The sequence below is a fragment of the Schlesneria paludicola DSM 18645 genome (assembly GCF_000255655.1).
Taxonomy (GTDB): domain Bacteria; phylum Planctomycetota; class Planctomycetia; order Planctomycetales; family Planctomycetaceae; genus Schlesneria; species Schlesneria paludicola.
On the sequence record NZ_JH636435.1, the window covers coordinates 2,180,936 to 2,195,120 of the forward strand.

Below are 14,185 nucleotides of genomic sequence, written 5' to 3' on the forward strand. Positions count from 1 at the left end.
GAACGAAGATCCATAAGTTCTCACTGAAATGGAGACTCTCAGTGCTTGTCCTTCAACTTGTCCTTGAAGACCGCTCGGAACTTATCAATTTTCCGCCGGATCACGGCCGAGCAATAGGGATTTTCAGGATTGTCACGGAAGTAGTTCTGATGATACTCCTCACCAGGATAGAACTCTTTCAGGGGTGAAATCTCGGTGACAATCGGATCAGCAAACGCCTCGGACTTGTCGAGTCTTTGCTTGTACTCCTGCGCCAGTTCATGCTGTTTCTCATTGTGATAAAAAATCACCGAACGATACTGCGTTCCCTTGTCGGCGCCCTGTCGATTCAACGTGGTCGGATCGTGCGTTTTCCAGAAGACCTCAAGCAGGTCGACATACGAAACGACTTTCGGATCGTAAACAACGCGAATGACTTCGGCGTGGCCGGTCGTTCCCGTACACACCTGTTCGTAGGTCGGATTTTTGATCCGCCCGCCGCTATAGCCTGAAACGACGGACTTAACCCCTTTCAACTGCTGAAAGACCGCTTCGGTGCACCAGAAGCAACCAGATCCGAATGTCGCTTGTTCGAGTCCCTTTTCTGTCGGGTCGACCTCGTTTTGTTCCGTCGAGTTCTCTTTTGATGAATCCGCCATGCTCAATTTCCCTCCCGCAACCAGGATGCCGACAGCGAACAGAGAAAAGAACAGCGAGCGAGCCCCGACCGACCTACGCAAGCGTTCGACCCAATCGCTGGCTGACGCGACGACATACATGAATTGCCCTTTCACAAGAAACATGCTCGACCGCTTCGTTGATGTCATCAGATCGTGCTCTGACATTGCATCACCTCGGCAGATCACCAGACCATTCCCTGTTCGACAGACGAAGGCGACAATAGGTTCTCACAAATCAATTGACAACCGCGTCACGGGCAGCGCGTGCGACGCAATCCTTCCAGAATATCCGCTCGCCCATTCCTGTCACCATGAGTTTCGCTGGTTTTCAGGAAAGTTATATTCCGTCCGCGCCAGATTTCCTCTCGATTCTTAGAAAGAAATCTCGCCGAATTGTACATTTCTGTCTGACATCGCCACACTCATTCGACAATGACAATCCGTCACAGTTCTCGGGGCGGGGGGATAGACGCATTTTCACCTCAGAGGGGCGTGACAGCGTGCGCCGTTTTTGCAACAAAGTCACGACGTGCCGATAAACATACGCCAGTCCTCACCCTGTGAATGGTGATTACCAGCCATTTGTTCGATGGTCCTCAAGAAAGCTCAGGTCATCGAAAGGCCGTCGTTGGCCTCTTGCGCCAAGGAGTAATTGATGTTTCCTGGAGTTCTCGCACTGCTGGAACGTTCGTTGCGGATCGACGCTCGCGCTTGGGAACCACATGTCGCGCGTTTTGGACTTGCGGCGGCGATCTATATCGCGGTCATCACCGCATCCCAAACGAGCATCTTTTTCGGAGCCCCCGGACTGCGATTCTTTCGCAACATCGTCTATTTGGATCTGTTTTTCATCACCCTGCTCGGCATTACGTTTTTCTCGACCTCAATTACGGAAGAGCGGGAAGAAGACACACTGGGATTGATGCTGATGGCGGGAATCAGTCCCGTGGGAATCCTGCTGGGGAAATCGGGCGGCCGGCTCTTCCAGGCCTTCCTGCTGTTGGCCATTCAATATCCGTTCATGCTGCTGGCCGTCACTCTCGGCGGCATCACCAAGTCCCAGATCAGCCATACCTATGTTGCGATCCTGGCTTACTTGGTGCTGCTGGCCGGCGTGGGATTGTTCTGTTCGACGATCTCACGAAGGAACCGCACGGCGTCTGCGCGCTTGTTGGTTGTCGTGCTGCTGCATTGGCTACTGCCGGTGGTTTGCCACGAAATGCTGCGAAGGGTCCCGACGCTTGGTACTCACACTTCCGCAACCCTGGGCTGGATCGGCCAAACCTGCATTTTCTTCGAAATTGGGGCATCAATCACGGCCGCCACGAACGAGACGATTTGGACTCCTCAAGTCGTGACGAATCTGGCGCTCGGCATGACAGGTTTCGTGGCGTCTTGGCTTTGTTTCGGCCTGACGGCGCGAGACCCTGCGTCCGAAGCTCAATCTCGAGGCCTCGTTGCCAGGTCGCTGTTTCGTGGCAAACTTTTTGCGCCGGGCGCCATTTGGAGCAATCCCATCGCCTGGAAAGATTTCTATTTCGTGACGGGGGGCAGGGCTGCGTTTCTGATTCGAGTTGCCGGCTACGTCTTGTTGTATTTACTGATTGATTTGGCAACGCCGACGTCAAATGGAATCCAAAGCCAGGGGGATTCGCGATTCAGCACAGGACTTTATTTGGCGCTCCTGATGTTTCTGACGCCGATCGATGCTGCCTGGCTGATTTCACGATCGCTTGCCGATGAAAGGCGATCTCAAACATTGGCACCGCTGATGTTGCTTCCGATCTCGAGTGGCCAGATTCTGTACTCGAAAATCATGGGAACGCTCATCGGCTGGCTTCCCGGAATCGGGTGCCTGATTTTGGGAATCTTCCTTCTTCCGGATGGAACCGCCTGCGTCTACGAATTCTTTCGACATCCTGCGCCGCCGACTCTGATCGTCACACACCTGATCCTGCTTCCTCATTTGGCGGCGTTGATGGCGATGTTCGTTCGGTGGGGAGCACTGGCAATTGGAATCGGCCTGACAATCGGTTCCTTGATTCTCACCGTCTGCGCATTTGGAACGTTTGGAATTTCACAACAATCTCCCGTGGTGTTCCTGACATGTGGCGGAATCCTGGTTCTTTGCGGAATGTGCCACATCGGCATCCACCTGCGAACGGATGCACTGGCTAGTCGCTGACATTCTGTCAAATTCGCGGCGAAATAATTCTTGGCGGTAGCGCAGGCTGCCGCGTGATCGCGCATCGATTCGGACGATCGACGACCGAAAAAAAAGAACCGTCAGCGAGTTTTGTCACACGCGCTGACGGTTGTAAACTTCTTCTCAGGACGTTGCCTGCTGTACCAGACGTTAGACGTCAGAATTAAGTAGCATCGTTTCGATCGTCAGGCCAGGTCCGAAACCCACGGCCACAACGGGTCCGCGTCGCGTTTCGGCCTGCAGACGGTTCAGCAGAAACAGAATCGTGGCCGAAGACATGTTTCCATACTGCGCGAGAATTTCACGAGCCGGAGCCACGTCGTCGCTGGAGATATCGAGAGCGGCCAGGCAGGAATCGAGAATTCGCGGTCCGCCGGGATGAATGGCCCATTGCTTGACGTCGCCAATCGTAAGTCCCTCCTTTGCGAGGAACGACTTCATCCAGCTTTCGAGATGCTTTTCGATCAGACCTGGAACTTTTTGTGACAATGTCATTTCAAAGCCATGATCTCCGATCCGCCAGCTCATCGCGTTCAGCGTATCGGGCATCAGGTACGAACCATTGCGAATCAGCTTAAACTTCGCCTGCAAGGGATTCGTGTCGGTCTTGTCTGCTCGACAAACCACTGCGGCGGAACCGTCCGCGAACAAGGCGTTCGCAATGACCTTTTCGGTCGACCAGCCGTAGTGATGGTGCAAGCTGCAAAGCTCGACAGAACACATCAAGACGACGGCCTTTGGATCCGCTTCGACATACGACTTGGCCACACGCAGACCGTTAAACGATCCGTGACAGCCCATGAATCCGACGTGGGTGCGTTGTGTTTCCGGCGAGAGCCCCAGGTGTTGAATCAAGCCGATATCAAAACCGGGTGCGTGGAACCCGCTGCAAGACACTGTGACAAGATGGGTAATTTCGCTGACATCCTGGTCGGCATGTGCCAGCGCGGTCTCGCAGGACTCCATGGCAAGCGCCAGTGAACATTCTTCAAATTTTTCCATCCGAGCCCGGGTGGAGGGTCCGCGGTCATCGTCATGGCTGCGGGGTGCATAGAACCCATCCACCACATCTTGAATCGCCACGGCCTCTTCCAGCAAGACGGTGCTTCGCTGATTGACGCCCGCACCCTGGTAGATCATCTCCATCACGCGACGCTGTTCATCAGAATCACAGCAAAGTTGGTGTGTCGCTTCGTACGCTGCCGTCTGCGAAACCGTACCTGCAGGAACCGCTGTTCCCATCCCCGTAATCAGCATTGTCATGTTCAGATGCCTTTGTCGTCGGCCCCAGGGCCGATTCACTTCGATCAATCCGTTCGTCACATCGTTTGAAACAGCGGTCCGAAGATCATCGGATAAAAAATGCCGGTTTCATTGGAAAAAGAAAGCCAGCAATCCTAAACCGAAGTCGGCTCGGACTTGCCAGCTTGCTTCACTGCGATTTGTGTCGAAATCGAAGCGACACTCGTGCAGCGCATCACCCTCTATGGTTCCTCGATTATTGCAGGAAACACTCAAGAGGGGAGTGTGACGTTCCAGACATCTTGCCGATTTCACAGCAAAATTTCCATACCAGCCCTCACGATCGATGATAAAGTGTGCGGGCCAACATGAATCCAAGGCCAATTCCGGCGAGTACGGCTGGGATTGGATTCCTCTTGATCAGATTTGCGAGGTCCGCTTCCAGCCCCCCGAATCCTTCCTCTTGAACATATGCACCGGTACTACGAAGCGATTCGGCGAGACTGGCAGAGGCGTCCCCAGCGGCCTTGAACTGTCCGCCGACCGCCGCGGTCGCGTCTTCGGCACGCTGATTCAGGTAATTTCCCGCTTCTTCTGCTCGTTTCGAAGCATCTGCCATGAACTCCTGAGCCCGTTGCCCCACCGTTTCCGTCGCGGATTTCACGCTTTCATATGCGGATGATGCGGCCTGACTGGCCTGGTTCCCCAAATCCTGAATTCGATTCTTCAGACTCCCCTTGGCTTCGACCATGATGACACTCCTCCAAAAATTGGCGTCCCCTAATCCGAGACTTGATATGACGAACATGAGGATCCAATCGGACGAATAAATTCGACGTGATTGGAATGAACGAACGCCGAAAAAAATCCGCAAATGATATGCCGTGCGTCCCAACGCACTCGCGAAAATGTATACACATGTTCACAATCACTCAATTCGGGGCACCGATCCGCTTCCAACAGCCATTTGTCTCGCAAGCCTCAAATGCGAGCAACCCAATTCGTTGGCGCAGAATTCAATCCGGCCGAAGTCGACGCAGCCAGCACGAAATCCGTTTGGAAATCGGCGTCTCATCACGACATCCCAGCGACTGACAATCCCAGAGACCGGCGAACAGATTCCGCCAAGTGACGACGCCGAATCAAACCTGGTGAAAGCAAGACCAACCGAACGTCCGATGCGGTCACGAGGTCTTGGAAGGATTCAAGGCGCACATCGAACGAAGAACCGTCAAAATCAAAAGCGCCCCGCGCAAGCGGATGACTCTTTCAAGAACTCCAGAGAGTCGACTGCGTTTTTTAACCTGAGCATGGGATCGAGGCCGCTCACTCACGCTTCGATCATCTCATTGTGAATACTGGTCTCCAACATCTGCACCAGGAGCCCGCGATCCAGAATCAACAGATCCGTCGAACTGATACTGAACGCGATCAACGAAGGAAGATCCGCAACGGCCAGACGAACGGTTCGAATTCCGTGCTCGTCCACTGCAGACCAGATCGGGCGACAACAACTGCCCAGAATGTCGCGAACGAAGCTCACCACTTCATCCTCAATCGAGCGGAGCACCGCAACTTCGTCTGCTGAGAGACGGGCATACCACACGCGATTGCTTTCGGTCCACATTGCCATTTTGAATATCCCCTGAGGTTCTATCAGATAGACCATTCGATCCCCGTGGCCGACAAATGGTCATAATCGATTCTGTCGACCTGTCAATCAAAAAAATTGTATTCTGCGCACATTGAACATTCTGACCCGCGACAATAAGCACGATTCTCACAGATCGGCCCCAAGATTTGATGAAGGGCGACGACTTGAGTCGTATCCCGGCCACCAACGGCTTTTGTCACGACGAAAAATACGAGGCGAGCGGCCGGGGCGGGACCAGAGCGATGCTGGAAACCCTTGGGTTCGGCAAAGCGTTCCAACCCAGGCCACCCGAAGAGTTCGGTACGACAAAACACAACGCTGTTTGATCACCCACCGGGTCGACTGACGAGCGAGCAAACGGTTGCCATCGTACCGAGACCAATCCGTTGCGGATCAATGATCCGCTTAAGCGTTGTACGGCCAACACTATTGGCCCGCCTTCTTGACTCGCTCACCGGCCTGCTTCAGGGCTTCACCCGTCTTTTGGGCGGCTTGACTCGCCCCTTTCGCAACCTTGTCCGTCGCGTTTTTGGCCGCTTCAGCGGCTTTGTCGATCGTGTTCTTGACAGTCTTGGCGGCATCCGTCATCGCATTCTCCTTTGTAAGTTTGGGATCGTAAAAGGGGCATCCCACTCGAAAGCACGATGCGTGCCAAACGACGAGCCGTTTGCCCCCGTTTTTTGATAATTCGCGCGATGGAATAAGAGATTGCAGGCCAAATCAGAGATCGTGCATCTGGACTCATTCGTAACGCGGATAAAATGGCGATGATGACGACATCGCATCCGATCGGTTGTGATGACCGACCGTGACAGATCCAGTCCACCCAAAACGGAAGACTGCTGCCATGAAAGTGACCACGCTGCTGCCGCTGATGGACAACCAGGGAGATCCCGTTCCCACAGAGAAAATCAAAACCATCCTGAAAAGCCTGGCAGTCCAGTTCAGCGGCTGTTCAACCGATGGAAAAGTGGATGGTCACTCGGTCGATGAAGGGATCGAGCATTCCGACATTTCGTTGCGCGTGACCGTGGTCTGCGCCAAGGAAAGACTCGACGAACTTCGGCAGCGGATCGTTGAAGTGGGCCGCGAACTGAAGCAATCATCGATGTACTTTGAAGTCCGCGACTACGACGGAGTTCAGTTCCTCTCCACGCAACAGCCGCGTTGAGGATTTTCGATCGCGGGCCGACTAAACGCTCGATTTTCTTTCTGCATCATCGTCTTCTGCGTTGTCGACCGTTGTCGTTGAAAAAACCAATGCAGCGTGACGGACGTCGGTTGGCTTCCAGAAACTCACCCATCTGCCGCGGCTTCGCCCAAGACACGGCCGCACATCATTTAAAGACCGAACGACTTCTTGGCCGCCGCCGTAATGGATTGGCGAACGGTGAAAAGTTCCTTCCAGGGATCCTGCAATAGTTCGGCGAATCGGTCGGCAATATTTCTCAAGTGGAATTGATCAGAGCGGAGCTCATCGCTTAGCTCATCCCAATGAATCGGCGTAGCGACGGGTGCTCCTGCACGTGAGCGAGGTGAATAGCAGGCAATCGAGGTTGCGCCACGCTGGTTCCGCAGGTAGTCGATAAAAATCTTTCCCTTCCGCGCCGCTTTCGACATCTTTGACGTAAATCGATCCGGTGCTGCCGCCTCGATGGAAGTGGCCACGGCATGACAAAAGGTTTTGGCTTCATCCCAGCTGCTTCGCCGCTGGATCGGCACAACCAGATGCAAGCCATGTCCTCCAGTCGTGCGAACAAAACTCTCCAGTCCCACGCCACGAAGAACCTCACGGAACTCTCTGGCACTCTCAACAACTGCAGACCAGTCCACATCTGCGGCCGGATCAAGATCGAAGACCAATCGATCGGGCCGCTCGATATCGTCAATCCGCGATCCCCACACGTGAAGTTCAAGCGCACCGGATTGGGCGAGCCACACCAGGCCGGCGAGATCGTTGATCACCAAATAGTTGCTCGTTGAGGCCTGCTCCTTGACAGGTATTCGTTGCAGGAATGACGGCGTGCCGGGCCCGGGATGTTTCTGATAGAAGCATTCGCCTTGAAGACCCTCAGGACATCGCACCAGCACTGCCAATCGGTGCTCGACATGCGGCAACATCCAAGCGGCCGCGGAAACATAGTAGCGAGCCAGTTCCTGCTTGGTGATGCTTTCGTCGGCGAACAGAACCTTGTCGGGGTGAGTCAGTTGAACACCCGTTGAAGCAATCAGTTCATCGATGGCCCGATTGCGTTTGGAAGTCGAATCAACCATTGCGGCCACGCGCCCTCGATCATCGCTTGTCGTCGACATTGCCACCCCCTGAGTTGATCCCCGTGGCGAACGTGCGCCGTTTTTGGCTAAGTCTTCCATCATCTCTTCCACTGAAGTCACGGGATCGCGCACGACATCGTCTGCCGGTTTGTCATCTCGCAGCCCCCCAAACGCGGGATGCCGCAGACGGCCATCGTCCGTCCAATTGCTGAACTCGACCTGCGCCACGAATTGAGGCCTTGTCCAATGAACGCCATCTGCCGATTCACGCCGCGAGGGAAAATCGGTGAAGGCGGATCGCGCCATGACGATCGGCTCCAGCCGTCGCAGAATCATGGCTGAGGCGTTGTCATCAAAACCCGTTCCGACTTTGCCCGCATAAATTAGCTTGTGGTCTGAGTTGTAATAGCCCAGGAGCAAGGCGCCGAACGACATCCGACCTCCGTTTGGATCGGTGTAACCCCCGATGACAAATTCTTCGCGTTGGAAACATTTCGACTTCAGCCAGTCGCGTGAGCGACCAGGTAGATAGGGGCGATCACGACGTTTGGAAATAATCCCTTCCAGGCCCATCTTCTTCGCATGCTCGAACAATTCGGGCCCCTCCCCGATCACATGGTCGCTCATGACGAACGGGGAATCCTTCGGGACGCGTTGCATGACTGCCTGCAACACGTCTTTGCGCGTTTCGAGCGGCAATCCTGTCAGATCAATTCCATTCAAGGATAAGAGATCGAACACGTAATACTTCAGAGATGCTTCTCGGCTGTTGCGGAAGGCATTTTGCAAGAGCTGGAAACGACTGATGCCTTGATCGTCAAGTGCGACCACCTCTCCGTCGAACACGGCGTTTTCAACCGGGAACCCTGCTGCGACGTCGGCAAGAGAGGGCAGTTTGCTGGTCCAGTCCTGCTGATTGCGACTGATGAACGTCGCGCGGCCGGCACGAATTTGACAGCACATGCGATAGCCATCGAATTTGATTTCATTCAACCATTGATCGCTTTCTGGAGGACGATCGACCAACGTGGCGAGCTGAGGAGGGATCGCCGCCACGCGTGTCACTTGCTGTCCGCCAGTCTCGATCAAATGCTTGCTCGTGAGTGCGGACGCCCCCCTTGGCAGGCGATGCTTCGATTCACTGGCCGTGCCTTCCCGGGCCGACTGCCGCACGGGCTTCACCGACCGTTTGCGATTCGACACAGCCTTTCCAGCCGAGATTGTTTGGCCTGCCGGCAAGCGCGGCTTGGAATTGTGTGCGATCTCATCAAGGGTCCGATTCGTGATCACACTTCGCGATTCGTCCTCAAGAATCGCATCCGTTTCCGACGCGAATTCGTCTCGATGTTTGATCAGGAACCAGGTCTTCTGCTCAGGATCTTTTGATCCACCGCGGCGGACAAGACTCCATTGGCCCTGCAATTTCTCACCGTGAAGTTCGAATTTGAGCCGTCCATCATGATATGCCGCTTTCGGATCTCCATCGAGCGAGGCCCAGTCACCGCGATCCCAGAGCATGACGGTTCCGCCCCCATACTGGCCCTGGGGAATTATGCCTTCAAAACTTCCATATTCAACGGGATGGTCTTCCACCTGTACGGCCAATCGTTTGACGGCCGGATTGAGGCTGGGCCCCTTTGGTATAGCCCAACTCTTCAGGACACCGCCAAGCTGCAAACGAAAGTCGTAGTGTCGATGGCTGGCGGCATGAATCTGAACGATATAGAGCCAACCGGGTTTGTCTCGGATTTCACCGGCCGGCTCGTCGGTCGTGCGGAAATCACGCTTCTGTCGATACGGGATGAGACTCATCGTTCGATTCCCTCCAAGAACCACCAATTCTCAAACCGATACGAATTCGCATTTCACAGAGATTTTGAGAAGTGTCCGGGAGCTTGCGATTTCCTTGTTGCCAAGCTCCGGCTTGGCAACAAGGAACGAATTGAATTGGACGATTGTCGACACCACATGAGATCGGTGACCGATCATCTCGGTTATTTAAGAACCGGTTTCGCCGTCGTCACACCGTTATCGAAATAGACGTTGGCAGGAATCTCAAATCGGTTCCCCGCGATCTCACGCCACTGTTCCTCCTGTTGTGGTGTGAGAATCTTCTTTAGCCCTTCCGAATACTCTGAACGTGATTCATTGAAACGTTTGAGGACCACATCCGGGTCACTGACATAGTCGCGGTTGTACCGCCCCATTTGACGGTTCCACTGGCGTCCTGCTTCGCGAATGCTCTGCCGCTGAGTCTCACTCAGATTCAGTTTCTGCTGCACATCGGGATCATAGAAGGCTCCGTAGCCACGATACTGATAGTACATTTGATTGTATTTCTGTCGAGCGGCCTCATCCGCCAACACCGATCTGGCGGAATTTGAAAATGAATCATGAAAGGAGTTGTTCAACTGCTCCAATCGATCCTCGCGTTGTTGACTGTCCAATGTCTTGTCATTGCGAATCTGATTGATTCGAGCGTTGTAGCGATTCCAATTCGTCACGTAGGCCTGGTTCAGTTGATCATACTGAGCGTCATTCATTTGAAGCTGCTGGCGGATACTGGGCTCATTGAACCATGGCGTCTGATAGATTCCGCTGTAGGTGTCCATCGCAGCACCCGCGGCGGGATTCGTTTGATCAATTTGAGTTGGATTCGTCTGTAGTTGCTGTGCGAGTGCCATCTGAGCGACGACTCCTGTCAACACGGCGAAAAGTCCGACATTGCGGATGCTGCGAAACAGATTCGTTTTCATTTCCCCATCCTCCCCATGATTTGATCTCTCTGGGCTTCCACAATGCGTGAGGCCGCGACAAGTCGTGATCCGCAACTGATGTGCCGACAGGGGGAACGCAGTGTGCGTCCTGCCGCGGCAGATTCGCGAGGACGACGCCTCATCCACCGAAGTCCGCTTGGTAGTGAGACGTCTCTCGCACAGACGGATTGCGATCAGGAGTTGCATGCATTCATTTCGAAGCCGATCCTCAAGCGCCGTAAAACGAAGAAAGCCCGACAGGAAAGATCAAAAGATCAGTTCCGGCAGGCTCAAACCGTCGTCGACGAAAAAATGAATCAGTGGTGATGCTTGAAGTACTGGACCGCTCGCTCGTGCTGTTCTGCTTCTGACCGCGTTGCAAAAGTTCCCAGGTTTCGACGTTTTCCCGTTTTGGGATCTGTCTTTTTCGAATAAAGCCGATACTGTCCCGTTCTCAACTTTCGGATCATCGTGACCTCCTGTGGGAAGAGCGAATCACCACGATGCATTTGAACGTCGTCAGATCGCCGCGATCAAATGAGGACGTTCGAAGCGACACAATACGGAATGCGCGATGTCGGCGCGCGTTCCAGCCTTCACGACCAGAACCGTTCGCCCCGATTTGAACTCCTGTTCGCAGTGTTCGGCATCCTCATGGGGAATCCCCAAACTGACCATCGCGCCGGCGGCACCAATTGTGACCGTGCTCCAGAACAAGACACTCAAGATCCCCACGGCGGTCGACGGGCCAATTCCAGGAGCAAGCCCATCCAGAGCGGGAAGGCCGCTCATGGACCCGATCGTTCGTGACGGACCGCTTGCCAGTCCGTCGACTTTGCGGTCGAGATCCCGACGAATCAGTCCGATTTGGGCTCCGGAAAAGCCAACCGCTCGCAATTCCGAAATCGCCTTCTGAGCGGCGGCGTCATTGTCGAAAAATTGAATCAATGTTCTGCTGTCCGAAGCATTCATAACCGTTCCCTGCTATCGAATCAGGCGCTAAGACCGCCATAGGTGTTGTCACTCACCAGGCAACGCAGCAACAGCCGTACCGACCGGTGCTCAACTTCGGACAACCGAGAAAATGCGGGGTTTACGTTAGCCTGAGAGAAGCGAGGGATACCGAGACTTCCCCGCCTCACATCAACCGCGCGTGATCTTTTGCAATATTGGTCGGTAAACCGCCACTTTGACGTCTTTTCACCCGAACGCCGCCGCGTGGATGCCACCCCGTACGCACAGGGATGCCTGAACACAACTGCGCCATATCTCATTACGATTTCTTGAGTTAAATCGCACCGTGTTCCGGTATCAGCATGCGGGTCACCCGCAACAAGACGGCTTCTTCAGCATTTAGACAGGCTTTGCGAGTCCGCAGAACTGACGGCACGTGAAGTGCCTCGTCGGTCACGATATCGATTCTCAATTCGCACCTCGTCTTCACCTTATGCGTCATCGCGATTCGTGTGATGACGCATTCTTGAGAACCTCAGGTCGGACCGTAGGAACGAGCCGCGGTGCCTAAATCTGTCGCAGAGAATTTCCAAGTTTCCGCCGCAAGGACCGCTGAAACCGATCACCCCCAATCGCAACCTTCGCAGGGAATGATTCATGTCTCAAACGGTGGCTGATGAGATCGTCGCAACACTTTCCAAGGCGGGTGTCCAACGGATTTATGGGATCGTGGGCGACAGCCTGAATCCCGTCACCGCTGCCCTGAGCCGTCAGAAGGAAATCGACTGGATTCATGTGCGTCACGAAGAAGCCGCCGCATTCGCCGCAGGGGCTGAGGCGCAACTCACAGGAAACCTGACCGTCTGTGCGGGAAGCTGCGGGCCCGGAAACCTGCACCTGATCAACGGCCTGTTCGACGCGCATCGCAGCATGGCCCCGGTCCTTGCCATTGCCTCGCATATCCCCACCACGGAAATCGGTACAGGCTACTTTCAAGAAACACACCCGGACCAGTTGTTTCGAGAATGCAGCCACTACTGCGAGCTGGTCACAAACCCCCGTCAACTGACACGTGTGTTGCAATCGGCAATCCAGCATGCGATCAGCCAGCGCGGGGTATCCGTGATTGTCCTTCCAGGCGACGTGGCTGGAATGGCAGCGGTTTCATCTCCGCTCGCCCACAACGTGGCTCTGGCTCCATCGATTGTACGGCCCATTGATGCCGAACTGGTTCAACTTGCCAATATCGTCAATTCCGCTCCCAAAATCACGTTGTTTTGTGGAAGCGGTTGTGCGGACGCCCACGATGAAGTCCTGGCACTTGCGGAAATGCTCAAAGCTCCAGTGGGTTATGCATTTCGCGGCAAGGAATGGATTGAGTTTGACAATCCCTTTGCCGTCGGAATGAGCGGGCTGCTGGGGTGGGGCGCGGCGTACGAGGCCATGCATGGCTGCGACGCGTTGCTCCTGCTGGGAACCGATTTTCCCTATGAGAACTTCATACCGACGAAGTCTAAGATCATTCAGATTGACCTGCGGGCGGAGCGTCTGGGACGCCGCTCGCGACTGGATCTTGGTCTTTGTGGCGACATCCGCGAAACAATCAAGGCTCTGCTACCACTTCTGACGGCGAAATCCGATCGAACGTTTCTCGACGGGATGCTGGAAAAACACCGCTACGCCGCTGAAAAGATTCGCAAAAATCTGGACAACGTCCAGACGCGACGGCCGATTCATCCCGGCTTTGTCGCCGCGACGGTGGACGAGCTTGCCGGGCCCGATGCGATCTTCGCGGCCGACACGGGGATGTCCTGTGTCTGGGCCGCACGATACCTGAGCGCCGGAAAGAACCGCCGACTGTTGGGCTCGTTCACGCACGGGTCAATGGCCAACGCACTACCTCAAGCGATCGGCGCACAGGCGACGTATCCTGATCGCACCGTGATCACATTTTCTGGCGATGGCGGATTTGCGATGCTCATGGGTGAAATTCTGACGCTGGCGCAGCACGATCTTCCCGTCAAGATCGTGCTCTTCAACAATTCCTCTCTGGGAATGGTTCATCTTGAAATGGAGGTCGCCGGCCTGGCGCCGTTTGGCTGTCATCTTAAAAATCCCAACTTCGCCGCGCTCGCGCAAGCGATGGGAATGTTTGGGGTTCGCGTCGAAGATCCCTCAGAATTGCGATCTGCTCTCCAGCAGGCATTTGTCCATCGCGGCCCGGCGTTAGTGGACATTGTGACTGACCCAAATGTGCTGGCGATGCCTCCGCGCGCCACAGTCCAGCAGGCCATGGGGTTTGCGTTGGCGATGACCAAAGTGGCATTTTCGGGCGACGTCCATGAAGTGATGGACACCGTCGCAGCGAACTGGAAATAGCCGCCTTCGCATACTTTTGCGATCGCGTGGCGATCGCAAAAGCGAAATTGACGTGTCGACG

12 protein-coding genes are annotated in these 14,185 nt (G+C 54.7%); 3 read left to right on the plus strand and 9 right to left on the minus strand.

The annotated features are described in order from the left end of the window. Window positions 1-38 precede the first annotated feature (38 nt). The gene (gene msrA, locus OSO_RS0126850; RefSeq protein WP_010586108.1) at window positions 39-845 is read right to left on the minus strand and encodes a peptide-methionine (S)-S-oxide reductase MsrA; all 807 of its coding nucleotides are present in this window, start codon (window positions 843-845) and stop codon (window positions 39-41) included. A gap of 469 nt (window positions 846-1,314) precedes the next feature. On the opposite strand from msrA, the gene OSO_RS0126855 reads away from it, so the two are divergent. Beyond that, window positions 1,315-2,844 carry an ABC transporter permease gene (locus OSO_RS0126855; RefSeq protein WP_010586109.1) on the plus strand — a complete coding sequence of 510 codons (1,530 nt, stop codon included), beginning with the start codon at window positions 1,315-1,317 and terminating at the stop codon, window positions 2,842-2,844. 171 nt (window positions 2,845-3,015) lie between these two features. On the opposite strand, the gene OSO_RS0126860 is transcribed toward OSO_RS0126855, so the two are convergent. The 4 genes from OSO_RS0126860 to OSO_RS51005 form a co-directional block, all read right to left on the minus strand. After that, the gene (locus tag OSO_RS0126860; RefSeq protein ID WP_029247519.1) at window positions 3,016-4,128 is read right to left on the minus strand and encodes a type III polyketide synthase; all 1,113 of its coding nucleotides are present in this window, start codon (window positions 4,126-4,128) and stop codon (window positions 3,016-3,018) included. 316 nt (window positions 4,129-4,444) lie between these two features. Further along, entirely contained in the window at window positions 4,445-4,858 is a 414-nt protein-coding gene (locus OSO_RS0126865) for a hypothetical protein (protein ID WP_010586111.1), read from the minus strand. A gap of 579 nt (window positions 4,859-5,437) precedes the next feature. Next, the gene (locus OSO_RS0126880; protein WP_010586113.1) at window positions 5,438-5,740 is read right to left on the minus strand and encodes a hypothetical protein; all 303 of its coding nucleotides are present in this window, start codon (window positions 5,738-5,740) and stop codon (window positions 5,438-5,440) included. A gap of 447 nt (window positions 5,741-6,187) precedes the next feature. Continuing rightward, window positions 6,188-6,349 carry a hypothetical protein gene (locus OSO_RS51005; protein WP_157605468.1) on the minus strand — a complete coding sequence of 54 codons (162 nt, stop codon included), beginning with the start codon at window positions 6,347-6,349 and terminating at the stop codon, window positions 6,188-6,190. Between the two features lie 259 nt (window positions 6,350-6,608). Here OSO_RS51005 and OSO_RS0126895 point away from each other — a divergent pair, with 259 nt between their 5' ends. Continuing rightward, complete coding sequence (locus OSO_RS0126895; RefSeq protein WP_010586115.1) at window positions 6,609-6,932, plus strand: hypothetical protein; 324 nt, start codon at window positions 6,609-6,611, stop codon at window positions 6,930-6,932. 170 nt (window positions 6,933-7,102) lie between these two features. On the opposite strand, the gene ligD is transcribed toward OSO_RS0126895, so the two are convergent. The 4 genes from ligD to OSO_RS0126925 form a co-directional block, all read right to left on the minus strand. Then, window positions 7,103-9,847 carry a DNA ligase D gene (ligD, locus tag OSO_RS0126900; protein ID WP_010586116.1) on the minus strand — a complete coding sequence of 915 codons (2,745 nt, stop codon included), beginning with the start codon at window positions 9,845-9,847 and terminating at the stop codon, window positions 7,103-7,105. 182 nt (window positions 9,848-10,029) lie between these two features. Next, window positions 10,030-10,791, minus strand: coding sequence for a hypothetical protein (locus OSO_RS0126910; RefSeq protein ID WP_010586117.1), 762 nt, complete (start codon window positions 10,789-10,791; stop codon window positions 10,030-10,032). Window positions 10,792-11,108: 317 nt separating this feature from the next. Beyond that, a complete protein-coding gene (locus OSO_RS51525) occupies window positions 11,109-11,261 on the minus strand; it encodes a hypothetical protein (RefSeq protein ID WP_010586119.1) in 153 nt (50 codons plus the stop codon). Between the two features lie 49 nt (window positions 11,262-11,310). Beyond that, window positions 11,311-11,763: a general stress protein gene (locus OSO_RS0126925; RefSeq protein ID WP_010586120.1), complete on the minus strand. Its 453-nt coding sequence runs from the start codon at window positions 11,761-11,763 to the stop codon at window positions 11,311-11,313. A 639-nt stretch (window positions 11,764-12,402) separates the two neighbouring features. Here OSO_RS0126925 and poxB point away from each other — a divergent pair. Beyond that, a complete protein-coding gene (poxB, locus tag OSO_RS0126935; protein ID WP_010586121.1) occupies window positions 12,403-14,124 on the plus strand; it encodes a ubiquinone-dependent pyruvate dehydrogenase in 1,722 nt (573 codons plus the stop codon). The last annotated feature ends 61 nt before the right edge of the window (window positions 14,125-14,185 follow it).